At 71.6% G+C, this 26,870-nt stretch carries 23 protein-coding genes and 1 tRNA gene; 6 read left to right on the forward strand and 18 right to left on the reverse strand.

All coding sequences use genetic code 11. The features are described from left to right. Positions 1 to 35: 35 nt before the first annotated feature. The gene (locus ABZ873_RS17530; protein ID WP_360872116.1) at positions 36 to 1,388 is read right to left on the reverse strand and encodes an extracellular solute-binding protein; all 1,353 of its coding nucleotides are present in this window, start codon (positions 1,386 to 1,388) and stop codon (positions 36 to 38) included. A 102-nt stretch (positions 1,389 to 1,490) separates the two neighbouring features. On the opposite strand from ABZ873_RS17530, the gene ABZ873_RS17535 reads away from it, so the two are divergent. After that, on the forward strand, positions 1,491 to 2,549 hold the full coding sequence (locus tag ABZ873_RS17535; RefSeq protein WP_360872118.1) for a LacI family DNA-binding transcriptional regulator: 1,059 nt from the start codon (positions 1,491 to 1,493) through the stop codon (positions 2,547 to 2,549). A gap of 88 nt (positions 2,550 to 2,637) precedes the next feature. On the opposite strand, the gene ABZ873_RS17540 is transcribed toward ABZ873_RS17535, so the two are convergent. The 4 genes from ABZ873_RS17540 to ABZ873_RS17555 form a co-directional block, all read right to left on the reverse strand. Continuing rightward, positions 2,638 to 2,710, reverse strand: a tRNA-His gene (locus ABZ873_RS17540). 115 nt (positions 2,711 to 2,825) lie between these two features. Next, positions 2,826 to 3,428: an oligoribonuclease gene (gene orn / locus ABZ873_RS17545; protein ID WP_360872120.1), complete on the reverse strand. Its 603-nt coding sequence runs from the start codon at positions 3,426 to 3,428 to the stop codon at positions 2,826 to 2,828. A 142-nt stretch (positions 3,429 to 3,570) separates the two neighbouring features. Further along, positions 3,571 to 4,743, reverse strand: a complete 1,173-nt coding sequence (locus tag ABZ873_RS17550; protein ID WP_360872122.1) for a helix-turn-helix domain-containing protein — start codon at positions 4,741 to 4,743, stop codon at positions 3,571 to 3,573. A gap of 376 nt (positions 4,744 to 5,119) precedes the next feature. Then, positions 5,120 to 5,566, reverse strand: a complete 447-nt coding sequence (locus ABZ873_RS17555) for a hypothetical protein (RefSeq protein ID WP_360872125.1) — start codon at positions 5,564 to 5,566, stop codon at positions 5,120 to 5,122. 322 nt (positions 5,567 to 5,888) lie between these two features. Between ABZ873_RS17555 and ABZ873_RS17560 the strand changes: the two genes are divergently transcribed. Then, complete coding sequence (locus ABZ873_RS17560; protein WP_360872127.1) at positions 5,889 to 6,425, forward strand: universal stress protein; 537 nt, start codon at positions 5,889 to 5,891, stop codon at positions 6,423 to 6,425. Positions 6,426 to 6,523: 98 nt separating this feature from the next. Next, positions 6,524 to 7,093, forward strand: coding sequence for a GPR1/FUN34/YaaH family transporter (locus ABZ873_RS17565; protein WP_360872130.1), 570 nt, complete (start codon positions 6,524 to 6,526; stop codon positions 7,091 to 7,093). Between the two features lie 79 nt (positions 7,094 to 7,172). Here the strand turns inward: ABZ873_RS17565 and glmS are convergent, their stop codons facing one another. The 3 genes from glmS to ABZ873_RS17580 all read right to left on the reverse strand — a co-directional run bounded on the left by glmS (position 7,173) and on the right by ABZ873_RS17580 (position 10,295). Beyond that, on the reverse strand, positions 7,173 to 8,990 hold the full coding sequence (glmS, locus tag ABZ873_RS17570) for a glutamine--fructose-6-phosphate transaminase (isomerizing) (RefSeq protein ID WP_360872133.1): 1,818 nt from the start codon (positions 8,988 to 8,990) through the stop codon (positions 7,173 to 7,175). A gap of 50 nt (positions 8,991 to 9,040) precedes the next feature. After that, on the reverse strand, positions 9,041 to 9,316 hold the full coding sequence (locus tag ABZ873_RS17575) for a hypothetical protein (RefSeq protein WP_030025937.1): 276 nt from the start codon (positions 9,314 to 9,316) through the stop codon (positions 9,041 to 9,043). Positions 9,317 to 9,413: 97 nt separating this feature from the next. Continuing rightward, on the reverse strand, positions 9,414 to 10,295 hold the full coding sequence (locus tag ABZ873_RS17580; RefSeq protein ID WP_360872137.1) for a DUF4429 domain-containing protein: 882 nt from the start codon (positions 10,293 to 10,295) through the stop codon (positions 9,414 to 9,416). A 52-nt stretch (positions 10,296 to 10,347) separates the two neighbouring features. On the opposite strand from ABZ873_RS17580, the gene ABZ873_RS17585 reads away from it, so the two are divergent. After that, positions 10,348 to 11,931: a beta-N-acetylhexosaminidase gene (locus tag ABZ873_RS17585; protein ID WP_360872140.1), complete on the forward strand. Its 1,584-nt coding sequence runs from the start codon at positions 10,348 to 10,350 to the stop codon at positions 11,929 to 11,931. A 139-nt stretch (positions 11,932 to 12,070) separates the two neighbouring features. On the opposite strand, the gene ABZ873_RS17590 is transcribed toward ABZ873_RS17585, so the two are convergent. The 10 genes from ABZ873_RS17590 to ABZ873_RS17635 form a co-directional block, all read right to left on the reverse strand. Beyond that, on the reverse strand, positions 12,071 to 13,852 hold the full coding sequence (locus ABZ873_RS17590; RefSeq protein ID WP_360872143.1) for an IucA/IucC family siderophore biosynthesis protein: 1,782 nt from the start codon (positions 13,850 to 13,852) through the stop codon (positions 12,071 to 12,073). Then, the gene (locus ABZ873_RS17595) at positions 13,849 to 14,436 is read right to left on the reverse strand and encodes a GNAT family N-acetyltransferase (protein ID WP_360872146.1); all 588 of its coding nucleotides are present in this window, start codon (positions 14,434 to 14,436) and stop codon (positions 13,849 to 13,851) included. The genes ABZ873_RS17590 and ABZ873_RS17595 overlap by 4 nt, the downstream gene beginning before the upstream one ends. After that, positions 14,433 to 15,734: a SidA/IucD/PvdA family monooxygenase gene (locus ABZ873_RS17600; protein WP_360872149.1), complete on the reverse strand. Its 1,302-nt coding sequence runs from the start codon at positions 15,732 to 15,734 to the stop codon at positions 14,433 to 14,435. The genes ABZ873_RS17595 and ABZ873_RS17600 overlap by 4 nt, the downstream gene beginning before the upstream one ends. Then, on the reverse strand, positions 15,718 to 17,208 hold the full coding sequence (locus ABZ873_RS17605) for an aspartate aminotransferase family protein (protein WP_360872152.1): 1,491 nt from the start codon (positions 17,206 to 17,208) through the stop codon (positions 15,718 to 15,720). Before ABZ873_RS17605 ends, ABZ873_RS17600 begins: the two co-directional genes overlap by 17 nt. 160 nt (positions 17,209 to 17,368) lie before the next feature. Continuing rightward, complete coding sequence (locus ABZ873_RS17610; RefSeq protein WP_360872154.1) at positions 17,369 to 18,268, reverse strand: siderophore-interacting protein; 900 nt, start codon at positions 18,266 to 18,268, stop codon at positions 17,369 to 17,371. 66 nt (positions 18,269 to 18,334) lie between these two features. After that, the gene (locus tag ABZ873_RS17615) at positions 18,335 to 19,375 is read right to left on the reverse strand and encodes an ABC transporter substrate-binding protein (protein ID WP_360872157.1); all 1,041 of its coding nucleotides are present in this window, start codon (positions 19,373 to 19,375) and stop codon (positions 18,335 to 18,337) included. Between the two features lie 168 nt (positions 19,376 to 19,543). Continuing rightward, positions 19,544 to 20,704 carry an acyl-CoA dehydrogenase family protein gene (locus ABZ873_RS17620; RefSeq protein WP_360872160.1) on the reverse strand — a complete coding sequence of 387 codons (1,161 nt, stop codon included), beginning with the start codon at positions 20,702 to 20,704 and terminating at the stop codon, positions 19,544 to 19,546. Between the two features lie 7 nt (positions 20,705 to 20,711). Further along, the gene (locus ABZ873_RS17625; RefSeq protein WP_360872210.1) at positions 20,712 to 21,629 is read right to left on the reverse strand and encodes a hydroxymethylglutaryl-CoA lyase; all 918 of its coding nucleotides are present in this window, start codon (positions 21,627 to 21,629) and stop codon (positions 20,712 to 20,714) included. A gap of 11 nt (positions 21,630 to 21,640) precedes the next feature. After that, entirely contained in the window at positions 21,641 to 23,680 is a 2,040-nt protein-coding gene (locus ABZ873_RS17630) for a biotin carboxylase N-terminal domain-containing protein (protein WP_360872163.1), read from the reverse strand. 26 nt (positions 23,681 to 23,706) lie between these two features. Next, positions 23,707 to 25,323: a carboxyl transferase domain-containing protein gene (locus tag ABZ873_RS17635; RefSeq protein WP_360872166.1), complete on the reverse strand. Its 1,617-nt coding sequence runs from the start codon at positions 25,321 to 25,323 to the stop codon at positions 23,707 to 23,709. A gap of 99 nt (positions 25,324 to 25,422) precedes the next feature. Between ABZ873_RS17635 and ABZ873_RS17640 the strand changes: the two genes are divergently transcribed. Together ABZ873_RS17640 and ABZ873_RS17645 are read left to right on the forward strand one after the other, a co-directional pair. After that, entirely contained in the window at positions 25,423 to 26,001 is a 579-nt protein-coding gene (locus tag ABZ873_RS17640; protein WP_360872169.1) for a TetR/AcrR family transcriptional regulator, read from the forward strand. Between the two features lie 56 nt (positions 26,002 to 26,057). Continuing rightward, complete coding sequence (locus tag ABZ873_RS17645; protein ID WP_360872171.1) at positions 26,058 to 26,870, forward strand: phosphatase; 813 nt, start codon at positions 26,058 to 26,060, stop codon at positions 26,868 to 26,870.

The following is a 26,870-nucleotide window of genomic DNA, read 5'->3' on the forward strand; positions in this document are numbered from 1 at the left end:
GGGACAGTACAGCCGTCTTGTCCGTCACCGGCGTCTCACTGGTCCAGGGCGTTGTCGATGGCCTTCACCGCTGCCTCCCAGCCCTCCTGCGGGCTGCGGCCCTTCTGGTCCACCTGGAGCATCCCGATGTCCGCCAGGTTCTGCGCGATCACCAGGTCCTTGGGCCCGACCACCGTGACCGGTACGCCCTCGGCGGCCTTGGAGAAGATCGAGCCGATCGGGGCGCCGCCGAAGTAGGCGTGCTGGGCGCCCGACACCGAGGGCAGCGTGTAGGCGGCGCTCGCGCTCGGGAAGCTGCCCCGCTTCTCGAAGAGCTTCGCCTGCTGCGCGGGGGCCGTCAGCCAGGCCGCCAGCTTGGCCGCCTCCTCGGCGTGCTTGCCCGCCTTGGGGACCACCAGGAAGGAGCCGCCCCAGTTGCTGGGCCGGGGCGCCTGCGCCACGTCCCACTTGTCCTTGCCCGCCGGGCCGGCCTTGTCCTGGATGTAGCCGAGCATCCAGGCCGGGCAGGAGAGGGTGGCGAAGGAGCCGTTCGCGAAGCCCTGGTCCCAGGCGGGGGTGAACTGCTGGAGCTTGGCGCTCAGGCCCTCGGTGGCGAAGGAGGCGGCGAGGTCGAAGGCCCCGCGCACCGCCGGGTTCGTCTTGTAGACGACCTTGCCCTGGTCGTCGTAGAACCGCTGGGCGCTGCTTCCGGTCACCGCCGCCATGACACCCGAGGCGGAGTCGACGAAGGCTTTGCCCTCACCGGCCTTCGCCTTGTACGCCTTGCCCGTTTCGAGGTACTTGGTCCAGTCGCCCGCCCACAGCGCTCCGACGGCCTCGCGGTCGCCGGGCAGTCCGGCGGCCTCGAAGAGGTCCTTGCGGTAGCAGATGCCCTGCGGGCCTATGTCGGTGCCGAGGCCGACGGTGGCCCCGCCCTTGGCCGCGGGGGCGGTGCCCTGGGCCCACTTCCACGGCAGGTAGGCGGACTTGTCCACGCCGGGGGCCTTGCCGAGGTCGACGAGCTTGTCGGCCTGGGTGGCGGTGATCTCGGCGATGTTGTTGACCTCGACGGCCTGGATGTCGGCGAGTCCGCTGCCGGTGCCGAGGTGGGTGAGGAGCTGGGGGTAGTAGTTCTCGTTCCGCTCGATGGAGGTCTGCTCGATGCGGATGCCGGGGTTCTGGGCCATGTAGTCGTCGTAGAGTCCGGCCTCCTGGAGTCCGAAGGCGCCGAAGACCCCGACGGTCAGGGTCAGCTTGGCCTTGTCGCCGGAGGGGCTGCCGCTGGCGTTGGCGCCGCCGCCCTCCTCCGGGTCCTGGGCGCAGCCGGAGAGCAGCAGGGAGGCCACCCCCACCGCCGTCGCCGCGGTGACGAGGGCTCTTCGGGAACGGGCTCGGGCTCGGACTCGCATGGGCTTCCTCCCTGAAGGACGAAACGTGCCGGGTGTCGTGTGACACAGTGTGGGAGCGCTCCCACAGTCGTCAAGAGGTAGATTCACAACCGGGAGGAAGCCATGAACGGGCATGGGCGCAGTGGGGGACGGCCGACCCTGGAGGAGGTCGCGGCGCACGCCGGGGTCGGGCGCGGCACGGTCTCCCGGGTGATCAACGGATCCTCCAAGGTCAGCGAGCGGACCCGGGTCGCGGTGGAGGCGGCCGTGGCCGAGCTCGGCTATGTCCCGAACCGCGCCGCGCGCGCCCTCGCGGCCAACCGCACCGACGCCATCGCCCTCGTGATCCCCGAGCCCGAGGCCCGCTTCTTCGCCGAGCCGTACTTCTCCGCCGTGGTCAGCGGGGTCGGCGCCGCCCTCGCCGAAACCGACGTACAGCTCGTCCTCACCCTCGCCGGCAGCGACCGCGAGCGCCGCCGCCTCGCGCAGTACCTCTCCGGGCACCGCGTCGACGGGGTGCTGCTCGTCTCCGTCCACGCCGACGACCCGCTCCCCGAACTGCTGGCCGAGCTGGGCATCCCCACCGTGATCAGCGGCCGCCGCTCGGCCGCCGAGACGCTGCCCTGCGTGGACTCCGACAACCTCGCGGGCGCCGCCGACGCCGTACGCCACCTCCTCGCGCGGGGCCGCCGTACGATCGCCACGATCACCGGCCCGCTGGACGTGTACGGGGCCCAGTGCCGCCTCGACGGCTACCGCCAGGCCCTCGCCGCCGCGGGCCGCCCGGTGGACGGGGACCTGGTCGCCGTCGGCGACTTCACCGAGGAGGGCGGACGCCGCGCCATGCGCGCGCTCCTGGCACGCCGCCCCGCGCTCGACGCCGTCTTCGCCGCCTCGGACGTGATGGCGGCGGGCGCCCGCCAGGAGCTGCGCGCGGCCGGGCGCAGCATCCCGCAGGACGTGGCGCTGGTCGGCTTCGACGACTCGGTGGTGGCCCGGCACATGGACCCGCCGCTGACCAGCGTCCGGCAGCCGATCGAGGAGATGGGCCGCACGATGGCGCGCATGCTGCTGGAGCACGTCTACGGAGGCCAGGCGGCCGGGAGCGCGGGCACGGACACGGCTCGCGAAGGGTCCGCCGTCGTCCTGCCGAACCGGCTGGTGGTCCGCGAGTCCTCCTGAGCCCGCCCGCCGCCCACCCGCCCCGGCCACGGCCCCAGGACACGCAGAAGGCCCCGGTCCGCTTCCGCGAACCGGGGCCTTCCCGCAGGGTGAGTGACGGGACTTGAACCCGCGGCCACCTGGACCACAACCAGGTGCTCTACCAACTGAGCTACACCCACCATGTCCGGTCGAAACCGACCGGCCGAAGAAAAGGGTACAGGGTCCGGGAGGGTGCTCGCTCCACCCTTTCCCCGCACCCCCCTCCGGAGGGCTCCGGCCGAGGCCGGAGGGCTGCTAGGCGCCCGGCGTCGTGAGCCTGGCGGCGATGGTGCGGGCGGTGTCCGAGTCAGGGCCGGGCTGCGGCACGAAGACCGCGTCCCGGTAGTAGCGCAGCTCCGTGATGGAGTCCTTGATGTCCGCCAGCGCCCGGTGGTTGCCGTTCTTCGGGGGGCTGTTGAAGTACGCCCGCGGGTACCAGCGGCGGGCCAGCTCCTTCACCGAGGACACGTCCACGATCCGGTAGTGCAGGTAGCTCTCCAGCGCGGCCATGTCGCGCAGCAGGAAGCCGCGGTCGGTGCCGACCGAGTTCCCGCAGAGCGGCGCCTTGCGGGGCTCCTTCACATGCTCCCGCACATAGGCCAGCACCTGCGCCTCGGCGTCGGCGAGGGTGGTGCCGCCGGCCAGCTCGTCGAGGAGCCCCGAGGAGGTGTGCATCTCGCGGACCACGTCGGGCATGGTCTCCAGCGCGTGGTCCGGCGGGCGGATCACGATGTCCACGCCCTCGCCGAGCACGTTGAGTTCCGAGTCGGTGACCAGTGCGGCCACCTCGATAAGTGCGTCGTCCGTCAACGAGAGCCCGGTCATCTCGCAGTCGATCCACACCATGCGATCGTTCATGTGTCCCACCTTATGCGGTTGCCCGGCAGCGGGACCGCATATGCGGAAGGTCCCCACCGGCGGTGAGCCGATGGGGACCTCCTCGTCCGTACCCGCGAGCGGGCCGTACCCGTGAGCGAGCCGTGTCCGGCCCGCGACGGGGTTACGCGTGTTCGCGCAGGACCCGGCCCGGGGCGTACAGCTCCGTCACCGTCGGGCCCGACGCCGCCAGCGCCGCCGCCGCCCGGTGGGGCTGCGGGGTGCGCTGGTGCGGGACCGGCCCGCCCGAGAGCTCCGAGACCTGGGCCACATCCGTCTGCGGACGGCGCGCCCGGTAGGCGGAGCGGTAGGCGGCCGGGGAGGACCCCAGCTGCCGCCGGAAGTGCCCGCGCAGGGCGACCGGCGAGCGGAAGCCGCAGCGTCCGGCGACCTCGTCGACCGAGTAGTCGGAGGTCTCCAGCAGCCGCTGTGCCTGGAGCACCCGCTGGGTGATCAGCCACTGGAGCGGCGCGCTGCCGGTGAGCGAGCGGAACCGCCGGTCGAAGGTGCGCCGGCTCATGTAGGCGCGGGCGGCCAGGGTCTCCACGTCGAACTGCTCGTGGAGGTGTTCCAGCGCCCAGGCGACGACCTCGGCCAGCGGGTCGGCGCCGATCTCCTCCGGCAGCGACCGGTCGAGGTAGCGCTCCTGCCCGCCGGTGCGGCGGGGCGGTACGACGAGCCTGCGGGCCAGGGCCCCGGCCGCCTCGCTGCCGTGGTCGGTGCGCACGATGTGCAGGCACAGGTCGATTCCGGCCGCGGTGCCCGCGGAGGTGAGCACGTCGCCGTCGTCGACGAAGAGCTCCCGCGGGTCGACATGGACGGACGGGTACCGCTTGGCCAGCGTCGGCGCGTACATCCAGTGCGTCGTCGCGGGCCGGCCGTCGAGCAGGCCCGCGGCGGCGAGCACGAAGGCTCCCGTGCACAGGCCGACGATCCGGGCCCCCTCCTCGTGCGCCAGACGCAGTGCGTCGAGCGCCTCGGGCGGCGGCGGTGAAGTGATGGAGCGCCAGGCGGGCACGACGACCGTGCCTGCCCGGGCGATCGCCTCCAGCCCGTACGGCGCGGTCAGTTCGAGTCCGCCGGTGGTCCGCAGCGGACCGTCCTCCCCGGCGCACACGAGCAGTCGGTAGCGTGGAACTCCCGCGTCCTGGCGGTCGATACCGAACACGGACAGTGGAATGGAGCTCTCGAAGATCGGTCCGCCGCTGAACAGCAGCACCGCGACGATCTCCCTGCGGCGACGCCCCGCGAGCTTCCGGCCCGCGTCCGCGACGACGGCGGTGGAATCCTGGCTCATGGCGCTAAGCCCCCCTTGGGTGTCGCGACTCCTTGGTCTGGTCGCACCTGCACGTTTCCCCTCGGCCTTGCACGTGGATCCCCCGCCGTAAATACATGATCGAATCTACTGCGTCCCGTGGTGTCGGCGTGACAAGTTCAGCACGCAGCGCTATGTCGACTTCTCAACTTGGCGAAAAGCATTCGATCAGGAAGGGTTCCACTCCGCTACCCGGGTGGGAAGTGCGCCCCTCGGCCGTGGCCAGTACCCGTACGGCCAGGAAGCCCCTTGCGAAGTGTCGTCGCTGGTGGTGGGGCGGTTGGGGGGACATTCCGGCAAGGGGGGCACCTTGCCGGGAAGTTGGCTGAAAACATGCGGGTGTGGGTGTGCGAACGAGTCAGTCGTGCGGGGAGGCCGGGCCGGTGGTGCGGCAGCCGTGCCGCCCCGCGGTCCCGCCGCGCGGGCGCCGGCCGCGGTGCCCCGGCGGAAGCCGTTCCTCCGTCAGCACCCGGGCCAGGGAGCGCTCCGCCTTCTCGGACTGCCGCAGCAGGGCCCGGCAGGCGGCCGTGACGGCGAGCAGCCCGAGGGTGGCCACCGCCGCCCCGCCGAAGGAGCTCCCGTAGACGACGAGGACCACGGGGACGAGCAGGCAGCTGAAGGCGGCCCAGCGCACGACGTCACCCGCCGGGTCCTCGTGGGGCCGCCCGGCGGCTGACCCGGACGGGTGAACGGAGGAAGGGGCGGAGTGCCGCGCGGCGGGGGCGCGGCGCGCGGCCGGATCGGGGACGTGGACGGACTGCGTCGGCTGAGCTGGCTGGACGGGGTGGACCGGATGGCCGGGCACGGCGTACTCCCTGCGGGCTCTTCGCTCAAGGTCGGACGCATGTCCAACGGCGCACGGCGGGGCTCGGTCACTGCGCGCACGGGTGGCAACTCCCGCTCTCGTCACTGCCTGTAGGGGGCAGCGGACATTGCCAAGGCGCGCTCGCTCCGGCATGCTCCCTGGGACGCTCTCCAAGTGCGGCAAGCCCTGTGCAGGACAGGAGTGTCGCCGTACCCTGGTGGGTATGGGCTTGGGAAGATGCTTCCCGGACAGAGCTCCGTCACACTGCGTCGCCGCTTTCGCCCCTGTTGCTTCCTCCAAGGACCTCTTCGCCGAGACACCCATGGCCGGTCACGAATTCTCCGAACCCGCGGACCGTAAGCGCAAACGGCTCGCCGACCCCGCGTCCGCCGCCGCCGAGCCGCGTGCGGCGGAACAGACACGCTCGCCCTGCGACCCGGCCTTCCGGCACGGGGTCGTCGTGGGCTTCGACGGATCCACCTCCAGTGAGCGCGCGCTCGCGTACGCGATCGGCATGGCCCGGCGCTCCGGATCCGGCCTGATCATCGTCCATGTGGCCAACCGGCTGCCCACCACGGTGTGGGCCGGCTGCGAGCCGCCCGTCTTCGTGGACGTCCCGGACCACCGCACCGAGGTGCTGGGGCTGGAGCTGGCCTGCGCGGACTACCTGTCGGAAGTGCCGTGGATCCTGGTCGAGCGGGGCGGTGACATCTGCCATGAGCTGGAGGAGGTCGGCCGGGAGTATTCGGCCGACGCCATCGTGGTGGGATCCACCCACGGCCTGGTGGGCCGGATCTTCGGCTCGGTGGCGGGGCGGCTCGCCAAGCGCGCTCAGCGACCGGTTGTTGTCATTCCGTGACTGCCTGTAGAGCCGCTTGTGCGGTTGTGCACCCGTGTAAAGGGTAGATAAATGCTGCTGGGACGCAGCACACAACTGCAGATCGAAGGGAGCCCGCCGTGGACAATGGTGTCTCTGCGGGAAGCACGGCCTCGACCTCGACCCTTGGGAACATCGCCCTGGGTCTCACCCTTCTCGCATTCGGTATCGGCCACACCGGCGTCATCGACGGTGTCTCCGCCGCCGGCTCCGTGTCGCTCGCCATGTACGTCGGCGGAGCGGCCCTCTTCCTCCTCGGCCTCCTGGAGTTCCGCGGCGGGGACGGATTCCACGGCACCGCCTTCGCGGGCCTCGGCGTCTTCTGGTTCACCTGGGCCAAGGGTGCCGGGGGTGCGGCCTCCGGCGAGGCCGCCGGAACGTTCCTCGTCCTCTTCGCGATGCTCGCCCTGAGCCTCACGGTCGCCGCCGCGAGCGGCCTGTTCGACCAGGGCGTCTACGGCCTGCTGACCCTGTCCCTCGTCCTGCTGGCGATCGCCTCGTTCGCGGACAGCGGGCTCGTCGCCAAGGCCGGCGGCTGGGTCGCCGCCGTCGCCGGGCTGCTGGCCTGGTACGGGGCCACCGCGGCCCTCGCCCACTGGCCGATGGCCTTCGGCAGGGCCGGGCGGCGCGACGCGGTCGCCGCGGGCTGAGTTCCCGTAGCGGCGGAAGGAAGGAACCCCCGTGCGCCGGTGCGCACGGGGGCTCTCGCCTGTCCGGGGTGGCCGGCGGCTACTCGACGGTGACCGACTTCGCCAGGTTGCGCGGCTTGTCGATGTCCCGGCCCATGGCCAGGGCCGTGTGGTACGCCAGCAGCTGGAGCGGGATGCCCATGAGGATCGGGTCGAGCTCGTCCTCGTTCTTCGGGACCACGATGGTGTGGTCGGCCTTCTCCTGCTCGCGGTGGGCGACGGCCAGGATCCGGCCGCTGCGGGCCTTGATCTCCTCCAGCGCCGCGCGGTTCTTCTCCAGCAGGTCGTCGTCCGGGACGATGGCGACGGTCGGCAGGGAGGGCTCGATCAGGGCCAGCGGGCCGTGCTTGAGCTCCGAGGCCGGGTACGCCTCGGCGTGGATGTAGGAGATCTCCTTGAGCTTGAGGGAAGCCTCCAGGGCCACCGGGTAGCCGCGCACCCGGCCGATGAACATCATCGACTGGGCCTCGGCGAACTCGGCCGCGAGCTTCTTGATGTCCTCCTCGCCCTCCAGGATCTCCTGGATCTGGGCGGGCAGCCGGCGCAGGCCCTCGATGATCCGCTTGCCGTCGGTGACGGAGAGGTCCCGGATGCGGCCGAGGTGCACGGCCAGCAGGGCGAAGGCCACGACCGTGTTGGTGAAGCACTTGGTAGAGACGACGCAGACCTCGGGGCCGGCGTGCACGTAGACGCCGCCGTCGGCCTCGCGGGCGATCGCGGAGCCCACCACGTTGACCACGCCGAGGACGCGGGCGCCCTTGCGCTTGAGCTCCTGCACCGCCGCGAGCACGTCGTACGTCTCACCGGACTGGGAGACCGCGATGTAGAGGGTGTCGGGGTCCACGACCGGGTTGCGGTAGCGGAACTCCGAGGCCGGCTCGGCGTCGGCGGGGATCCGGGCCATGCCCTCGATGAGGCCGGCGCCGATCAGGCCCGCGTGGTAGGAGGTGCCGCAGCCCAGGATCTTGACCCGGCGGATGCCGCGCGCCTCGCGCGGGTCCAGGTTCAGGCCGCCCAGGTGGACGGTGTTGAAGCGGTCGTCGATCCGGCCGCGCAGCACGCGGTCGACCGCGTCGGGCTGCTCGGAGATCTCCTTGTGCATGTAGGTGTCGTGGCCGCCCATGTCGTAGGAGGCGGCCTCCCACTCCACGGTCTCCGGGGTGGAGTTGGTCGTCGTCCCGCTGGTGGTGTAGGTGCGGAAGTCGTCGGCCTTGAGGGTGGCCATCTCGCCGTCGTTGAGGGTGACGACCTGGCGGGTGTGGGCGATGAGCGCGGCCACGTCGGAGGCGACCAGCATCTCCTTCTCGCCGATGCCCAGGATGACGGGGGAGCCGTTGCGGGCGACGACGATGCGGTCGGCGAAGTCGGCGTGCATGACGGCGATGCCGTAGGTGCCCTCGATGACCTTGAGCGCCTCGCGGACCTTCTCCTCCAGGCTGTCGGCCTGGGAGCGGGCGATCAGGTGGGTGATCACCTCGGTGTCGGTCTCGGACGCGAAGACGACGCCCTCGGCCTCCAGCTTGGCGCGCAGCTCGGCGGCGTTGTCCACGATGCCGTTGTGGACGACGGCGACCTGGTTCTCGGGGTCGAGGTGCGGGTGCGAGTTGTGGTCGCTCGGGGCGCCGTGGGTGGCCCAGCGGGTGTGTGCGATGCCGGTGGTGCCGGCGAAGCGCTTGGGGACGCGGGCCTCGAGGTCACGGACGCGGCCCTTGGCCTTGACGGCCTTGAGGGCGGCGGACTTCGGGCTGTTGACGACGATGCCCGCCGAGTCGTAGCCGCGGTACTCCAGCCGCTGGAGTCCTTCCAGCAGCAGTGGTGCCACGTCGCGCTTGCCGATGTATCCGACGATTCCGCACATACGGTGATGCCCCTCCTGAAGTTCGGTTCGTGTGCCCGGCCGCGGCCGGCTCAGCCGTAGACGATGCGGCGCAGCTGCCGGAGCGAGAGCTCCGGGGGCGCCACGGCGCGGTGCGGCAGTTCCGCCGCGATCCGTTCGAAGATCTCGGCGTTGACCGCTCCGCCGGCCTGGAGTTCGCGGTGGCGGCGGCGGACGAAGTCCTCCGTCGTCTCGTCGAAGTAGGCGAGCACGTCGAGGACCACCCGGGCCGCCTCACCCCGCTGCAGCGAGGTGCTGCGCACCAGGTGTTCGACGAGGTCGTCGTAGGACGGGCGGCGGTCGAGCACCCGTAGATACTGACGGCTCGCGGCCCCCAAAGCAAAGATCCTGCCCGATTCCGGGCAGGATCCTTATGGTCTGGACCAGCGGAATGGCTGCATCCGGTCAGAAACGGCGCAAAACGGCCTGCTTCGCCGCGGTGAACTCATCGGCCGTGAGGATCCCCGTCTGATGCATCTCCCCCAGCTCCCGCAGCCGCCGCAGCAGGGCGTCGTGGTCCTCCGCCGCGCTCCGGGCCTCCGCCGCCGGCACCGGGACGGCCTCCTCCGCCGGGGCCTCGGGCCGCGCCGCCGGATGCGGCAGCCGTACCGCCACGGCCGCCGCGACCAGCGCCATCAGCGGATCCTTCTTGAAGCCGAACAGCTCCACCGTGTACGGGTCGTACTTGGGCGCCGCGGGCTGCGAGGCCCCTGCCGGGGTGAAGCGGAGCCAGCCGTTCTCCAGCCCCTTGGAGGGGGCCCACTCCACCGCCCGCAGATCCGCCACCCGGAACTCGCGCGGCCCGCCGGAGCTCTTGGCCTCCTCCGTCGTCCAGTTCCACTCCAGGGAGATCCGGTCGCCGTCGAAGGCCACGCTCCCGTCACCCGCGCCCACCGCGATCGGCACGGCCGGGCCCGGCAGCAGATAGGTGTCGCAGGGGCCCGGGTCCACCTGCTCCAGCAGCAGGGCGTTGCGGACCGCGTCCACGAAGTACTCCGCCACCCCCGTGCGGTCCGGCTCCACGGTCAGCCGGTACGGGTCGGAGCCCTCCGGCAGCCGTCCCCCCGTCACCTGGAGGAGCGGGTCGGCCCCTTCGCGCAGCCGGAGCCGCAGCCGCCCCGCCTTGCGGCCCGGCTCGAACGAGATGCCCGCCAGCGCGCGCACCGGTACGAGCACCTCACCGAGGTTCTGCCGGAGCAGCGCGACCCCCTTGTCGCGGCCGGGCACGATGCGCACCGCGTCGCCGTCGAACGTCCAGGTTCCGTCCTTCTGGATGATTTCCGCCATTCGACGATTCTCCCACCGCCCCCGGCGGGCCACGGGGCCTATACCTGGGCTCATGAGAGTCCTGCGACGCGCGCTCGGCACCCTCCTCGTCCTCGGTGCGGTCTCCTGCACCGCCGCCCACGGTGACGACGCGCGGGCCGGCGACGGTCCGCCCGCCGCCCTCACCCCCTTCGAACGGCTGCTGCCCGCACCGCTCTCCGTGCGCACCGGCGGCTCCGGCTACTCCTTCGGCCCGGCCACGGTCATCCGTACCGCCCCCGGATCCGGCGGCGAGGTCCGCCGGGTCGGCGAGCTGCTGGCCGGGCAGCTGCGCGAGCCGGGCGGCCCGGCGCTGCCGGTGGTCGACGGGGTCCGGGGGGACGGGATCCGGCTGCGGATCGACACGGCGGCGCAGGGGATCGGGGAGGAGGGCTACCGGCTGGCCTCCGGCCCCAGCGGCATCGACCTCGTCGCGCGGACCCCGGCCGGGCTGTTCCGCGGCGGGCAGACGCTGCGTCAGCTGGTGCCCGCAGCCGGGCCGGGGGAGGTGCCGGGCGGCACGGTCACCGACCGGCCGCGCTTCGCCTACCGGGGGGCCATGGTCGACATCGCGCGGCACTTCTTCACCGTGGAGCAGGTCAAGCGGTACCTCGACCAGCTCGTGCCGTACAAGGTGAACACCCTGCACGTGCACCTCACCGACGACCAGGGGTGGCGCCTCGCGGTCGACTCCTGGCCGCGGCTGGCCCCGTACGGGGGCGCCGGCGAGGTCGGCGGCGGGCCCGGCGGCCACTGGACGAAGGAGCAGTACCGCGAGCTGGTGGCCTACGCGGCCGAGCGGTACGTGGACGTGGTCCCCGAGATCGACATGCCCGGCCACACCAACGCGGCCCTCGCCTCCTACGCCGAGCTGAACTGCGACGGCCAGGCGCCGCCCCGGTACACCGGGATCAAGGTGGGATTCAGCTCGCTGTGCGTGGCGAAGGAGCGCACCTACGCTTTCGTGGACGACGTGCTCCGCGAGCTGGCCGAGCTGACCCCCGGCCGCTATCTGCACATCGGCGGGGACGAGGCCCACGCGACCCCGGCGGCGGACTACGCGGCCTTCATGGACCGGGCGCAGCGTGTGGTGGGCCGGTACGGAAAGACGGTCGTGGCCTGGCACCAGCTGGCGGGGGCGCGTCCGGCGCCGGGCGCGGTGCTCCAGTACTGGGGCCATGACAAGACCTCCGCGGCGGACCGGGCGGAGGTGGTGGCGGCGGCGAAGGCCGGGCACCCGCTGATCCTGTCGCCGGCGGACCGGGCCTACCTGGACATGAAGTACGAGCCGGCGACGCGGCCGGGGCTGGCCTGGGCCGGGTACGTCCCGGTGTCGCGCTCCTACTCCTGGGACCCGGGGGCCTACCTGGCCGGGGTGCCGGAGTCGGCGGTGCTGGGCGTGGAGGCCCCGCTGTGGACGGAGACGGTGGCGACGCGGGGCGACTGGGAGCTGCTGGCCTTCCCGCGCGTGCTGGGCCTGGCGGAGCTGGGCTGGTCACCGGCGGCGGCCCTGGACTGGGAGGCGTACCGCGGGCGGCTGGCGGCGCAGGCGGAACGGATGGAGGCGCAGGGCATCGGCTTCCACCGCTCGGCGGAGGTCCCCTGGCCCCGGCGGTGAGCCGGGGCGGAGGCAGAGGGAGGAAAAGGGGCGGGGGCGGGACCGCGAAGAGGGCCATCTGACGTCGCGGTCACGCCCCCGCACCGGCGGCGCGGGGGCGGTGTCGAGGGACCGTATCGACACCGCCCCGCCCCGTGTCTCACCGTCGGGCGTAGGCCGCGACGGGGTTCTTGAGGGTGCCGATCAGCTGGAGCGCGGCGGACGGGTCGGAGAGGTCGACCATCTGCTTGTTGTTGCGCAGCTGGAGGCGGTTGAGGCAGGACAGCTCGAACTCCTCGGCGAAGAAGTCGTAGCGCTCGAACTTCTCCGTGAGGGCCGGCATGGACTCCTGGTAGTCGTGGGCGCAGTCGGCCACGGCCCGCCAGAAGGTCTCCTCGGTGCAGACGCCCTCGGTGACGAGGATGGAGGACAGGAAGCGGAAGAAGCAGTCGAAGACATCGGTGAAGATCGACAGCAGCTTCATGTTCTCCGGGACGTCCGCCCGGATGCGCTCCACCGCGGGCGGCAGCACCGCGTCCGCGTCCATGATGACGATCTCCTCGGCGATGTCCTTGAAGATCGCCCGCTGCACCACGCCGTCCTTGATGACGAGGATGGTGTTCTCGCCGTGCGGCATGTACGCGAGGTCGTACTGGTAGAAGCAGTGCACCAGCGGCAGCAGATAGGCCCGCAGGTACGGCTTGAACCACTCGGCCGGGGTGAGCCCGGACTCCGCGATCAGCGCGCCGACGAAGGACTTGCCGTCCTCGTCCACGTGCAGCAGCGAGGCCATGGTGGCCAGTCGCTCGCCCTCGCGGAGGTGATTGACCGGCGACTCGCGCCACAGGGCCGCGAGCATCTTGCGGTACGGCGAGTAGCGGTCGGTGGCGCGCTCGTACTGGAGGTGGCGGTAGCCGACGGCGGCGCGCTCGCGGATGATCGAGAAGTCGACGGAGCGCAGCACCTCGTCGGACTCGATCAGCTGGTGCAGCCAGTCGTTGATGGCCGGGGTGGCCTCCATGTAGGCGGCGGACAGGCCCCGCATGAAGCCCATGTTCAGCACCGAGATGGCCGTCTTGACGTAGTGCTTCGTCGGCGTGGTGGTGTTGAAGAAGGTACGGATCGACTGCTGCGGGAGGTAGGCGTCCTCGCCCTCGCCCAGCAGCACCAGCCGCTGGTTGGCGATCTCCGCGGCGAAGGTGATGGTGGTCTTGTTCCACCACTGCCAGGGGTGCACCGGGAAGAGCAGGTAGTCCGCCGGGTCCAGGTCCATCGAGCGCAGCTTCGCCGCGAACAGGTCCACGGCCGGGTCGCCCAGCTCGGCGCGCATGAAGCTGTCGTGCTCCAGGCCGGCGCCCGCCGTGAAGGTGGCGACGTCCTTGTGCGCGGCCGCCCAGATCAGGTGGACGGGGTTCGCGGCCTCGGGGGCGTAGGCGTGGTACTCGTGCACGCCGAAGCCGAGGCGGCCGTTGTTGGCCACGAAGCAGGGGTGGCCCTCGGTCATACCGGTCTCGATGTCCTGGAAGGAGGACTTGGCGAGGACGTCGGCGGCGACGTGGGGCTTGGTGTACTTGAAGGCCGAGCCCGCCAGGGTGGAGGAGATCTCCTCCAGGTAGACCGGCAGGACCTCCGGGCTCAGGCCCAGGGTCTGCTGGAACTCGATGTGGAAGTCGAGGGCGTCCAGCGGCAGGGAGTCGCCGCCGCGCAGCCGGGTGACACTGGCCTCGTCCACGGACCAGTGGTCCAGGGCCTGCCGGCCGGCGTCGAAGCGGTACTCGACCGTGCCGTCGTCGGAGACCACGGAGTAGCGGTCGCCGCCGAGGGAGACGGGGGTCAGGAGCCGTTCGTGGGAGAACTCCGCGAGCGCCTTGCGGACCAGCGCGCGGTTGGCGCGGGCCCACAGCTCGGGGGAGAGGTGGGAGACGGCGTCGCCGAGGCTCATATGGACGCTCCCTGGACGATGCCGGTGGCGGCCTCGAACTGCTCGCGGGTGCAGAAGCTCAGCAGGGCTTCCTTCTCCGGCTTGGTGATGGCGCGCTCGGGGACGAAGCCGACGGCCTCGTTGAGGGCGTGGACGGCCTTGTTGTCCACATCGGGCTCGACGACGACGCGGCGGTTGGCCGGGTCGGCGAACAGGGCCGCCATGACCGTGGTGATCACGGCGCGGGTGAAGCCGCTCAGCGGGGTGTCGGTCGGCGCCACGAGGAAGTGCATGCCGACGTCGCCGGGCTCCGGGTCGTACAGGCCGACCAGCTCCAGCTCGCGCGGGTCGTAGCTCTCCATCAGGAAGGCCGGGCGGCCCTCGTGCAGGCCGATGAACGCCTGGTGGTGCTCGTGCGCGGTGATGCGCATGTACTCGCGCTCGACGTCCGGCAGCGAGGCGTCCTGCATCATCCAGAACGCGGCCTTGGGGTCGGTGACCCAGCCGTGCAGCAGCTCCGCGTCGGCGAAGGGGTCCAGCGGGCGGATCGCGAAGTCCCCGAGGACCGCGTCCGTCCGCGCGTAGAGGGTGTCGGTGGTGCTCATGCGTGCGTGCCTTCCGGGGCGGCGAACTGCTGGAACGCGATGGACTTCTCGACCTTGTAGTACTCGCGGCCGAGCAGCTCACCCACGAGGTACGCGTTGCGGTACGCGGCCATGCCCAGGTCGGGGGAGGTCAGGGAGTGGTTGTGCGTGGTGCCGTTCTGCAGGTACACCCCGCGGCCCGTGGTGTCGACGCTGTAGTTGCGGGCGGCGTCGAGGCGGCCGCGGCCGTCGAAGTGGAGGCGGTCGCGCACCGGGTTCAGGAAGTCCGGGGTCCGGTACTTGTAGCCGGTGGCCAGGACCAGGCCCTCGGTGGTGAGGGAGAAGTCCCGCTCCTGCTCCTCCTGGCGCAGCCCGAGGGTGTAGGTGCCCGTGGTGGTGTCGTAGGCCGTGCTGTTCAGCGAGGTGTTGGTCAGCAGGGTGGTCGGGACGGCGCCCGGCATGGAGATCTTCTTCTGGTAGAGCAGGTCGAAGATGGCGTTGATCAGGTCGCCGTCGATGCCCTTGAAGAGGTTCTTCTGCTGGGTCTCCAGCCGGTAGCGGGTGTCCTCGGGGAGGGCGTGGAAGTAGTCCACGTACTCCGGGGAGGTCATCTCCAGGGTCAGCTTGGTGTACTCCAGCGGGAAGAACCGCGGGGAGCGGGTGACCCAGTTGAGCTGGTAGCCGTACACGTCGATCTCGGCGAGGAGGTCGTAGTAGATCTCCGCGGCGCTCTGGCCGGAGCCGATCAGCGTGATCGACTTCTTCTTCTGCAGCTCCGTCTTGTTCGGCATGTAGGCGGCGTTGTGCAGGAAGTCGCCGCCGAGGCCGGCGCACGCCTCCGGGATGTACGGCGTGGTGCCGGTGCCCAGGACCAGGCGGCGGGCGCGGTGCGTCTCGCCCTTGTCGGTGCGGACCTCGTACAGGCCGGCGGCCTCGTCGTAGGTGACCTCGGTGACGGAGGTGGAGTACTGGACGTTGTCGAGCCGGTCGGCGGCCCAGCGGCAGTAGTCGTTGTACTCGGCGCGCAGCGGGTAGAAGTTCTCCCGGATGTAGAAGGAGTACAGCCGGTCCTGGTCCTTCAGGTAGTTCAGGAAGGAGAAGGGCGAGGTCGGGTCGGCCAGGGTGACCAGGTCCGACATGAAGGGCGTCTGGAGGTGCGCGCCGTCCAGGAACATCCCCGCGTGCCACTCGAAGTGCGGCTTCGACTCGATGAACAGGCCGCTCAGCTCGTCGATCGGCGCGGTCAGGCAGGCCAGTCCCAGGTTGAAGGGACCGAGGCCGATGCCGATGAAGTCGTAGGGCTCAGTGGTGGACGGCAAGGGATTCTCCCAGGAACTGCTCGGCGTGTGCGGCGAGGAGGTCGAGGACGGCGGTGATGTCGGCCGTCGTGGTCTGCGGGTTGAGGAGGGTGAACTTGAGGTACTGCTTCCCGTCCACCTTGGTGCCGGCGACGACGGCCTCACCGGAGGCGAAGAGCGCCTTGCGGGCGTGGAGCTGGGCCTCGTCGAGAAGGTCCGCGGGGACCTCGTCGCCGGGCAGGAAGCGGAAGACGAGGGTGGAGATCTGCGGCTCGACGACCACCTCGAAGCGGGGGTCGGCCGCGAGGATGCCGTAGCCCTCGGCGGCGAGGGAGATGACCTCGTCGAAGAGCGAGCCGAGGCCGTCGGCGCCCATGATGCGCAGGGTCATCCAGAGCTTGAGGGCGTCGAAGCGGCGCGTGGTCTGGATGGACTTGTCGACCTGGTTCGGGATCCGCTCCTCGGCCATGCGGCGCGGGTTGAGGTAGTCCGCGTGGTACGTGGCGTGCTTGAGGGTGTCGCGGTCGCGGACCAGCATCGCGCTGGAACTCACGGGCTGGAAGAACGACTTGTGGTAGTCGACCGTGACGGAGTCCGCGTGCTCGATGCCGTCGAGGAGGTGCCGGCGGGTGGGGGAGATCAGCAGGCCGCAGCCGTAGGCGGCGTCCACGTGCATCCACGCGGAGTGCTCGGCCGTCAGGCGGGCGATCTCGGGGAGCGGGTCGATGGACCCGAAGTCGGTGGTGCCACCGGTGGCGACGACGGCCATCGGGAACAGGCCCTCGGCGGCGCACTCCTCCAGCTCCAGCGCGAGGACGGAGGTGTCCATGCGCCGGTTGCGGTCCACGGGCACGGAGATGACGGCCTCGTAGCCCAGGCCCAGCATCGCGGCGGACTTCTGCACGCTGAAGTGGCTGGCCTCGGAGGTGAAGATGCGCAGCTTCGGCAGGACTTCGGCCTTGGTCAGGCCGATGCCCGCCTCCAGGGCGCGGCGCATGACCTTGCGGCACGCCTCGTCGCGCGCCAGCAGCAGCGCGTGGAAGTTGGACTGGCTGCCGCCGGAGGTGAAGATGCCGTCCGCGTCCGGGCCGAGGCCGATGCGGCCGGCGGTCCAGTCGATGAGGCGGCGCTCGATGAGCGTGCCGCCGATCGACTGGTCCCAGGTGTCCAGCGAGGAGTTGACGGCGGCCATGACGGCTTCGCCGACCACCGCGGGGATGACCACCGGGCAGTTGAGGTGGCCCAGGTAGCGCGGGTGGTGGAAGTAGACGGCGTCGCGGAGGTAGACGTCCTCCAGCTCGGCGAGGGCGGCGGAGGAGTCGCCGAGCGGGGTGTCGAGATCGATCCCTGCGATGACCGGGGAGAGTTCGTCGACGGATATGCCGGTGTGCGGCCGTTCGGTGGTGGCGAGCTTGGCGGCGACACGGTCGACGCCCTCGATGACGGAACGGCGGTAGATATCCGCGGTGGACTCGTTCAGCAGATGCTGGCGCATCAACTTTCCTCCGGGCAGGGGGAGCGGGGGTGGGGATGACGGTGGGGGTGGGGTGTGCGGGGTTTAGGTTAGCCTAACCTAAACAAAATGACCAAATGAGAAGGGGCCCCGGCCGAAACCGGGGCCCCTCGTCAACTGCTTCTGGCTGAGCGGGATCTGACTACAGCTCGGACGCCGGGTCCTCGCTGGGCGCCTTGCCCGCGTACGCCTCGGCGAGCAGCTGCTCCTCGCTCGCGCCGAGCCGCCAGTAGCCGGTGAAGCGCACCGAGCGGCGGTCGACGGATCGTTCCTGCACAAAGTGGCGGCGCACCGCCCGTATGGTGCCGGCCTCACCGGCCAGCCAGACGTACGGAGCCTGCGCCGCGAGCGGTTCCGCCGCGCGCAGCGCCTCCAGCACCCGCTCGGAGCGCTTCGGGCCGCCGTCCTCGCGGACGATCCAGGTGATCTCCGCCCCGGCGGGAGCCGCCAGGCCGAGCCGGTCGTCCTCGTGCGGCACCTCGAACCAGGCCCGTACCGCAGCCGACTCGGGCAGCCGCTCCAGGATCGCGGCGGCGGCCGGCAGCGCCGTCTCGTCGGCGTACATCCAGACCGCGTCGGCGGTGGCCGGGGCCTGGAAGCGTACGGACTTGTTCGCGGCCACGGCCGGGCCGATCGCCAGGATCCGGCGGCCGGGCACCGCGCGCCCCGCCCAGTGGGAGGCGGGGGAGGAGTCCCCGTGCAGCACGAAGTCGATGTCGACCTCGACCGCGCCCTCGTCCGTACGGCGCTGCCCGCGCACGGTGTAGGAGCGCATCACCGGCCGCTCCGCCTCGGGCATTCCGCGCCAGGACGCGAACCAGGTGTCCTCGTCCGTGGACGGCAGGACCGTGTGCTCCTGCCCCGCCGGCGGCAGGAAGAGCGACAGGCTCTGGTCGTAGCCGCCGGAACGGAAGTCCGCCAGGGACTCCCCGCCGAAGGTGACCCGCAGGAACGAGTGGCCCAGCCGGAGGGTGCGCAGCACTTCGAAGGTGAAGAAGCGGAAGTGCGCGACGGCCGGGGCGCCGGACGCGGTGTCGGTCATGCGGAGAGTCCCTTGGTGGTTCGGCGGTGACATGGCGAGGCGCCCGGGGTCACCGGGCGCCTGGCGTCAGCTGACCTTCTTGGCGTTCTGGATGGAGGTGGCGAGGTCCTCGAGGATCTTCGCGCACTTCTCGTAGGAGAAGATCGGCTCGGTGGTGCGCGGGGCGATCTGGTTGGCCTTGACGGCGGGCAGCTCGGCCCACGTGGCCTTGGCCTTCAGCTCCTCCGGCTGCAGGGTGCCGGTGCGGTTGTCGAGCAGGACGACGTCGGCCTTGTACTTGCCGGCGTTCTCCCAGCTCAGGCTCTCGAAGAAGCCGCCCTCGTCCAGCTTCTCCGGGGTGACGAACTCGACGCCGAGCGACTTGAAGTACTTGAGGTCGGCGGAGGTGTCCGGGGTGGAGACGTAGAACAGGTCGGCGGAACCGGAACCGACGAGCACCTTGACGCCCGGGTTGGCCTTGGTGGCCTCGCGCAGCTTGGCGGCGGCGGCCTCGAAGCGGGCCTTGCCGTCGACGGCGGCCTTGGCGTTCATGTCGGCGCCCAGGGCCTTGGCCAGGTCGGCGGTGCGCGCCAGGGCCTTGTCCATGGTGACGTCGCCGCCCACGCCGATCGCGGCGGCCGGGGCCAGCTTGGTGATCTTGTCCTTGGAGGCGGCGGGGACGTACCAGAGGGTGCCGTCCCAGGTGTTGGTGACGAGCAGCTCGGGCTGGAGGGCCGCGTACTTCTCGACGTTGAACTCGTCGTAGACGTTGCCCAGGATCTCGACCTTGGAGATGTCCATCGAGCCGGCCTGCACGTCGGGCTTGCCGTCGGCGGTCTTGGTCGGGCCGAAGACGCCCTTGACCTGGACGCCGTAGTCGTACAGCGCGGCCGCGGTGCCGGTGAAGGCGACGATGTTCTTCGGCTTCGACTTGAGGCTGACCTCCTGCTTGAGGTCGTCCGTGAAGGTCCAGGGGCCGGAGGACGCCGAGGCGCCGTTGTCCTTGCCGCCGTCGCCCTTCGCCGAGTCGGTGCCACCGCACGCGGCGAGGACCGCGACGAGGCCGAGGGCGCCGCCGGCTGCGACGAACCCGCGACGGGTGAGGGAGAAGCTGCGGGACTTGGGCATAATCGTTGTCCGTTTTCGTGCGTACCGGGGCGGCGACTGAGCCGTTCGTGGGGAAGGTTAGCCTAACCTTGGCCGAAAACGGTAAGGGGGCCCTTAGTTTTTTTGGGCCCCCTCGCTCCGCCGGCGCCGCGCAGGCACCCCCCGTCAGGGTCCGCGCGGCGCCTCCCGCTAGGCGGAGAAGCCGAGTTCGCGTGCGATCAGCATCCGCTGGACCTCGCTCGTGCCCTCGCCGATCTCCAGGATCTTCGAGTCCCGCCACATGCGGGCCACCGGGTACTCGTTCATGAAACCGTAGCCGCCGTGGATCTGCGTCGCCTCACGGGCGTTGTCGACCGCCACCGTCGAGGAGTACAGCTTCGCGATCGCCGCCTCCTTCTTGAACGGCTCGCCCGCCACCAGCCGGGAGGCCGCGTCCCGCCAGCCGATGCGCGCCATGTGCGCCCGCATCTCCATGTCGGCCAGCTTGAACTGGATGGCCTGGTTGTCACCGATGGCCTTGCCGAAGGCGTGCCGCTCCCTCGCGTACTTCACCGACTCGTCCACGCAGCCCTGCGCGAGGCCCGTGGCCAGCGCGGAGATGGCGATGCGGCCCTCGTCCAGGATGCGCAGGAACTGCGCGTAGCCGCGGCCCTCCTGGCCGACCAGGTTCGCGAGGGGGACCCGTACACCGTCGAAGGACAGCTCACGGGTGTCGGAGGAGTTCCAGCCCACCTTGGAGTAGGGCGCGGCCACCGTGAAGCCCGGGGTGCCGGACGGGACGATGATCGAGGAGATCTCCGGGCGGCCGTCCGCCTTGCGGCCCGTCACGGCGGTGACGGTGACCAGGCCGGTGATGTCCGTACCGGAGTTGGTGATGAAGCACTTCGAGCCGTTGATCACCCACTCGTCGCCCTCGCGGACCGCCGTGGTGCGGGTGCCGCCGGCGTCGGAGCCCGCGCCCGGCTCGGTCAGGCCGAAGGCGCCCAGGATCTCGCCGGAGCACATCCGCGGCAGCCACTCGCGCTTCTGCTCCTCCGTACCGAAGAGGAAGAGCGGCATCGCGCCGAGGGAGACCCCCGCCTCCAGGGTGATGGCGACCGAGGAGTCGACGCGGGCCAGTTCCTCCAGGGCGATGCCGAGGGCGAGGTAGTCCCCGCCCATGCCGCCGTACTCCTCCGGGAAGGGCAGGCCGAAGAGGCCCATGCGGCCCATCTCGGCGACGATCTCGTAGGGGAACTCGTGCCGCTCGTACAGGTCGCCGATCTTCGGCGCGACCACGTCGTGCGCGAACGCCTCGACGGTGCGGCGGAGTTCCTCGTGCTCGGGGGTGAGCCGGTGGTCGAGGGACATGGTGTGACTACTCCTTGTGGGAGAGGGCGCGGACGGTACGGGAGGGGCTGGGACGGCCCAGCCGTTCGGCCATCCACACGCTCGTGGCGGTGAGGGCGGCCAGGTCGACCCCGGTCTCGATGCCGAGGCCGTCGAGCATCCACACCAGGTCCTCGGTCGCGAGGTTGCCGGTGGCGCTCTTGGCGTACGGGCACCCGCCGAGGCCCCCGGCGGAGGCGTCGACGGTGGTGACCCCGTGCTGGAGGGCGGCGAGGGTGTTGGACAGGGCCTGGCCGTAGGTGTCGTGGAAGTGCACGCCGATGCGGTCGGTGGGGACCCCGGCCTCGTTCAGCGCGGAGAGCAGGGCCGCGACATGGCCGGGCGTGGCCACGCCGATGGTGTCCCCGAGGCTCAGCTCGTCGCAGCCGAGGCCGAGCAGGGCGGTGGCGACGGAGACCACCTGCGGGACCGGGACCGCGCCCTCCCAGGGGTCGCCGAAGCACATGGAGAGATAACCGCGTACGTGCGCCCCGCCCTCCTTGGCCCGGGCCACGACGGGCTCGAACATCGCCAGGGACTCGGCGACGGTGCGGTTGAGGTTGCGGGAGGCGAAGGTCTCCGTGGCCGAACCGAAGACGGCGATCCGGTCCGCGCCCAGGGCGAGCGCCCGCTCCAGCCCGCGCTCGTTGGGCACGAGGACGGGCAGCGCGGCGTCCACGTCACCGAGCAGCGGGAACAGCTGCTCGGCGTCGGCCAGCTGGGGCACCCACTTGGGGTGGACGAAGCTGGTCGCCTCGATGGTGGTCAGCCCGGCGGCGGCCAGCCGGTGCACGAACTCGGCCTTGACCTCGGTGGGTACGGCCGTCTTCTCGTTCTGCAGCCCGTCGCGGGCGCCGACCTCGTGGATGCGGACCCGGGCCGGGAGGCCGGGGGCGGGGACGTTCATGGGCAGCCGGTTCACGCGCCCTCCTCCTCGGCGTCCGGGGTGACGACGGCCAGCACCTGGTCCATGGCGACGGTGGTGCCGGGGGAGACGTCCAGCTCGGTGACGGTGCCGGCGTGCGGGGCGGAGATGACGTGCTCCATCTTCATCGCCTCGACCACGAGCAGGCTCTGCCCGGCCGTCACCCGGTCCCCGGTGGCCACCTTGACGACGGTGACGGTGCCGGGCATGGGGGCGGCGAGGGTGTTCGCCCCCGCGCCGGCCGTGCCGTGCGCGGAGACGGGGTCGTGCCGCTGCACGTGCCAGGAGTCGGCGTCACGGCCGAGCCAGGTCCCCTCCGGGGAGGTCGCGTGGCTGAACCGGTGGGTGACGCCGTCGAGCTCGATGGTGACGGTGTCGGCGGTGCGGGTGAGGATCCGGCCGCGGGCGGCCGTCGCCGGCGAGGCTTGATCGGGCAGCACGAGCTCCTGCTCGGCGCCCACCTGCCGGGTCCGTACCTCGACCGGCTCCTGGCCGGGGAGGCGGAAGTGGTGCACGGTCCAGGCTGGGGTGCCCCCCAGACGCCACCCGCTCGCGGCATCGAAGGGATCGATCCACTGACGGGAAGGGGCGGGGTGGGGGACATCCAGCAGCGCGGCGGCCGCGAACACCTCCCCCGGCACCCCCTCCGGCAGGAGCCCCGCGAGATCCCGCTCGACCAGCCCCGTGTCCAGGTCCCCGGACACCACGTCCGGATGCGCCAGCAGCCTCCGCAGGAACCCCGCATTGGTCTGCACACCCAGAATCACGGTGTCCGCCAACGCCCCCCGCAGCAACCGCAGCGCCGCCGCCCGGTCCGCCCCGTGCACGATCACCTTCGACAGCATCGGGTCGTACGTGGACCCCACCGGCACCCCGGCCGTCAGCCCCGAGTCCGTACGGACCACCGCACCCACCGCACCCCCCGGGCCTCCCGCGGTCCCCGCCGGCTCCGACAGCGCCAGCACCGTCCCGCCCGACGGCAGGAACCCCCGCGCCGGGTCCTCCGCGCAGACGCGCGCCTCGATCGCGTGCCCGGTCAGCCGGATGTCGTCCTGCGCGACCGGCAGCGCCTCCCCGGCCGCGACCCGCAGCTGCAGCTCCACCAGGTCCAGCCCGGTGATCAGCTCCGTCACCGGGTGCTCGACCTGGAGACGCGTGTTCATCTCCATGAAGTAATAGGAGGAAGGGTCCCCGCCCGGCACGATGAACTCCACCGTGCCCGCGCCGACATAGCCGCACGAGCGCGCCGCGTCCACGGCCGCCGCGCCCATCGCCGCGCGGGTCTTCTCGTCCAGCAGGACCGAGGGGGCCTCCTCGATGACCTTCTGGTGGCGGCGCTGGAGGGAGCACTCGCGCTCGCCCAGGTGCACCACGTTGCCGTGGGCGTCCGCCATGACCTGGATCTCGATGTGCCGGGGCCGGTCCACCCACCGCTCGACGAGCAGGGTGTCGTCCCCGAAGGAGGAGCGGGCCTCGCGGCGGGCCGCCGCGATCTCCTCGGCCAGCACCGCCTCGTCGCGGACCAGGCGCATGCCCTTGCCGCCGCCGCCCGCCGAGGGCTTGAGCAGGACCGGCATGCCGATCTCGGCGGCGGCCGCGACCAGTTCGGCGTCGGAGAGGCCGCTGCCCGAGGAGCCGGGGACCACGGGCACGCCCGCCGCCTTCACCGTCTCCTTGGCGCGGATCTTGTCGCCCATGAGGGAGATCGCGGAGGCGGGCGGGCCGATGAAGACCAGTCCGGCGTCCGTGCAGGCTTGTGCGAAGGCCGCGTTCTCGGCGAGGAAGCCGTAGCCGGGGTGCACGGCCTCGGCGCCGGTCCGCCGCGCGGCATCGAGCAGCCGCTCCACCGACAGATAGCTCTCGGCGGCCGCCGCCGGGCCGATGCGGACGGCCGTGTCGGCCTCCCGTACGTGCCGGGCGTCCGCGTCGGCGTCGCTGAACACGGCCACGGAGCGGATGCCGAGCTCCCGCAGGGTGCGGATGACCCGGACCGCGATCTCGCCGCGGTTCGCGACCAGAACAGTGCTGAACATCAGTGAGGTCCTCACGTCACATCACGTCACATACGGAAGATGCCGAAGCCCGAGTCGCCCAGGGGGGCGTTCGCGCACGCGGTCAGGGCCAGTCCCAGCACCTGCCGGGTCTCCATGGGGTCGATGACCCCGTCGTCCCACAGCCGTGCCGTGGCGTAGTAGGCGTTGCCCTGCTCCTCGTACTGGGCGCGGACCGGGGCCTTGAACGCCTCCTCGTCCTCGGCGGGCCACTCCTGGCCGGCGCCCTCGATCTGGTCGCGCTTGACCGTCGCGAGGACCGAGGCCGCCTGCTCGCCGCCCATGACGGAGATCTTGGCGTTGGGCCACATCCACAGGAAGCGGGGCGAATAGGCCCGTCCGCACATGGAGTAGTTGCCCGCGCCGTAGGAGCCGCCGACCACCACCGTGAGCTTCGGGACGCGGGCGCAGGCCACGGCCGTCACCATCTTGGCACCGTGCTTGGCGATACCGCCCGCCTCGTAGTCGCGGCCGACCATGAAGCCGGAGATGTTCTGGAGGAAGAGCAGCGGGATGCCGCGCTGGTCGCACAGCTCGATGAAGTGCGCGCCCTTCTGGGCGGACTCGGCGAAGAGGATGCCGTTGTTCGCGATGATCCCGACCGGGTGGCCGTGGATCCGGGCGAAGCCGGTGACCAGGGTCTGGCCGAACTCGGACTTGAACTCCTGGAAGCGGGAGCCGTCCGTGATCCGGGCGATGATCTCGCGGGCGTCGTACGGGGTGCGGGAGTCGACGGGGACCGCGCCGTACAGCCCGGCCGGGTCCACCTTCGGCTCCTCCGGGGCCTCGACCGGCCAGGGCAGGGCCCCGCGGCCGGGCAGGGTCGCCACGATGTTCCGTACGATCCGCAGCGCGTGCGCGTCGTCCTCCGCGAGGTGGTCGGTCACGCCGGAGACCCGGGAGTGGACCTCGCCGCCGCCGAGCTCCTCGGCGGTGACGACCTCACCGGTGGCGGCCTTCACCAGCGGCGGGCCGCCGAGGAAGATCGTGCCCTGGTTGCGCACGATGACGGCCTCGTCGCTCATGGCCGGTACGTAGGCCCCGCCCGCGGTGCAGGAGCCGAGCACGGCGGCGATCTGCGGGATGCCGGCGCCGGACATGCGCGCCTGGTTGTAGAAGATGCGGCCGAAGTGCTCCCGGTCGGGGAAGACCTCGTCCTGCATGGGCAGGAAGGCGCCGCCGGAGTCGACCAGGTAGAGGCAGGGGAGACGATTCTCCAGGGCCACCTCCTGGGCGCGGAGGTGCTTCTTGACGGTCATCGGGTAGTACGTGCCGCCCTTGACGGTGGCGTCGTTCGCGACGATCACGCACTCGCGGCCGCTGACCCGGCCGATGCCCGCGATGACCCCGGCGGCGGGGGCCGCGCCCCCGTACATGCCCTCGGCGGCCAGCGGGGCCAGCTCCAGGAACGGCGATCCGGGGTCGAGGAGGGTGTCCACGCGGTCGCGCGGGAGGAGCTTCCCGCGGGCGGTGTGGCGGGCGCGGGCCTTCTCCCCGCCGCCGAGCCGGGCCGCGTCGAGCCGGGCCCGCAGGCCCTTGGTCAGCTCGCGGTGGGCGGCCTCGTTGGTCCGCCAGGCGTCGGACGCCGGGTCCGCGGCGCTCGTCAGCACTGGTGCCTGCTGCATCGGTCGAGCTCCCTTGCTCGTTCCAGGCGGTTAATGAGCGTTAACGCTCGTGGGGCTCAGGTTAACGACCGCTAACGGCCCTGTCTAGAATGGTGTGCCATGAGCACCAGAGCGGCCGCCCCGACCCGTCGCGAGCAGATCCTCAGTGAGGCCGCCCGCCTCTTCGCCGCGCGCGGCTTCCACGGCGTCGGCGTCGACGAGATAGGGGCCGCGGTGGGCATCAGCGGCCCCGGCCTGTACCGGCATTTCGCGGGCAAGGACGCCATGCTCGCCGAGCTGCTGGTCGGCATCAGCGAACGGCTGCTGACCGGTGGCCGCCACCGGGTGGCGGAGGCGGCGGGGGACCCGGGGCGGGTCCTGTCCTCCCTCATCGACGGCCATATCGACTTCGCGCTCGACGACCGGGCGCTGATCACCCTCCATGACCGGGAGCTGGACCGGCTGCGGGAGGCCGACCGCAAGCTCGTACGCCAGCTCCAGCGCCAGTACGTGGAGCTGTGGGTGGAGGTCGTGCGCGAGCTGCACCCCGAGGTGGGCGAGGCGGAGGTACGGGTGGCCGTGCACGCGGTCTTCGGCCTGCTGAACTCCACCCCGCACCTGGCGGCCCTCGGCCGGGAGGCCACGGAGGCCCTGCTGCGGCGGCTGGCGCACGGGGCCTTCGGGGCGCTGTCGGCATGACCGGGGGCGTCCGCAGGCCGGAATGGACGCGCCGCCTCCGCCCCGGCGGCGGCAGAATGGCCCGCATGCCGAAGCCGATAGAGACTGACACGCCGACCCGCGCCGAACTCGTCGCCCATCTGGTCCGCACCCGGATCGCGGGGCAGGTCGCGACGCCGCGGGAGAACAACCTCTCGCACTACAGGCGGCTCGCGAACGGTGACCGTCACTACTGGTTCGGCCTGGAGTTCGGCGACCGCTGGAGCGACGAGCAGGACGTGCTCGCGGTGATGGCCGAGCGCTGCGGCGTGGTGGACGACCCGGCGTTCCGGCACGGCCAGGACACCATCGACCCCGAGCTGACCGTGGCCGGCCTGGACCGGCTGGCGGCCCGCCTGCGCAAGGCGGCGGCCGACCGGCAGCGCGTGCTCTTCGCCACCGGCCACCCGGGCGGCCTCCTGGACGTCCACCGGGCGACGGCGGCGGCCCTGCGGGAGGCGGGCTGCGAGATCGTGGTCATCCCGGCGGGCCTGACGGCCGACGAGGGCTCGGTGTGGCAGTTCGCGGACGTCGCGGTCCTGGAACGCGGCGCGACCCTGTGGCACACCCACTCCCCGGCCCCGATGGCCGCGATCCTGGACGCCCTGACGGCGGAGCACCGCCCCCAGCCGGACCTGGTCGTGGCCGACCACGGCTGGGCCGGCTGCGCGGCCCAGCGCGGCCTGGACGCCGCCGGCTACGCGGACTGCAACGACCCGGCCCTCTTCCTGGCCGAATCAGAGGGCACCCTCCAGATAGCCATCCCCCTGGACGACCACGTCCGCGACCCCCGCTACTACGACCCGATGGTGTCGTACCTGCTGGGGGCGGCGGGGCTGCGGGGGGCGTAG

The organism is Streptomyces sp. NPDC047014 (assembly GCF_040644195.1).
Taxonomy (GTDB): Bacteria; Actinomycetota; Actinomycetes; order Streptomycetales; family Streptomycetaceae; genus Streptomyces.

Coding starts and splice junctions, on each gene's coding strand:
- ABZ873_RS17530 (WP_360872116.1), bottom strand. CDS start 1,388: ATGCGAGTCCGAGCCCGAGCCCGTTCCCGAAGAGCCCTCGTCACCGCG.
- ABZ873_RS17535 (WP_360872118.1), top strand. CDS start 1,491: ATGAACGGGCATGGGCGCAGTGGGGGACGGCCGACCCTGGAGGAGGTC.
- orn (WP_360872120.1), bottom strand. CDS start 3,428: ATGAACGATCGCATGGTGTGGATCGACTGCGAGATGACCGGGCTCTCG.
- ABZ873_RS17550 (WP_360872122.1), bottom strand. CDS start 4,743: ATGAGCCAGGATTCCACCGCCGTCGTCGCGGACGCGGGCCGGAAGCTC.
- ABZ873_RS17560 (WP_360872127.1), top strand. CDS start 5,889: ATGGCCGGTCACGAATTCTCCGAACCCGCGGACCGTAAGCGCAAACGG.
- glmS (WP_360872133.1), bottom strand. CDS start 8,990: ATGTGCGGAATCGTCGGATACATCGGCAAGCGCGACGTGGCACCACTG.
- ABZ873_RS17580 (WP_360872137.1), bottom strand. CDS start 10,295: ATGGCGGAAATCATCCAGAAGGACGGAACCTGGACGTTCGACGGCGAC.
- ABZ873_RS17585 (WP_360872140.1), top strand. CDS start 10,348: ATGAGAGTCCTGCGACGCGCGCTCGGCACCCTCCTCGTCCTCGGTGCG.
- ABZ873_RS17590 (WP_360872143.1), bottom strand. CDS start 13,852: ATGAGCCTCGGCGACGCCGTCTCCCACCTCTCCCCCGAGCTGTGGGCC.
- ABZ873_RS17595 (WP_360872146.1), bottom strand. CDS start 14,436: ATGAGCACCACCGACACCCTCTACGCGCGGACGGACGCGGTCCTCGGG.
- ABZ873_RS17605 (WP_360872152.1), bottom strand. CDS start 17,208: ATGCGCCAGCATCTGCTGAACGAGTCCACCGCGGATATCTACCGCCGT.
- ABZ873_RS17610 (WP_360872154.1), bottom strand. CDS start 18,268: ATGACCGACACCGCGTCCGGCGCCCCGGCCGTCGCGCACTTCCGCTTC.
- ABZ873_RS17615 (WP_360872157.1), bottom strand. CDS start 19,375: ATGCCCAAGTCCCGCAGCTTCTCCCTCACCCGTCGCGGGTTCGTCGCA.
- ABZ873_RS17620 (WP_360872160.1), bottom strand. CDS start 20,704: ATGTCCCTCGACCACCGGCTCACCCCCGAGCACGAGGAACTCCGCCGC.
- ABZ873_RS17625 (WP_360872210.1), bottom strand. CDS start 21,629: ATGAACGTCCCCGCCCCCGGCCTCCCGGCCCGGGTCCGCATCCACGAG.
- ABZ873_RS17630 (WP_360872163.1), bottom strand. CDS start 23,680: ATGTTCAGCACTGTTCTGGTCGCGAACCGCGGCGAGATCGCGGTCCGG.
- ABZ873_RS17635 (WP_360872166.1), bottom strand. CDS start 25,323: ATGCAGCAGGCACCAGTGCTGACGAGCGCCGCGGACCCGGCGTCCGAC.
- ABZ873_RS17640 (WP_360872169.1), top strand. CDS start 25,423: ATGAGCACCAGAGCGGCCGCCCCGACCCGTCGCGAGCAGATCCTCAGT.
- ABZ873_RS17645 (WP_360872171.1), top strand. CDS start 26,058: ATGGCCCGCATGCCGAAGCCGATAGAGACTGACACGCCGACCCGCGCC.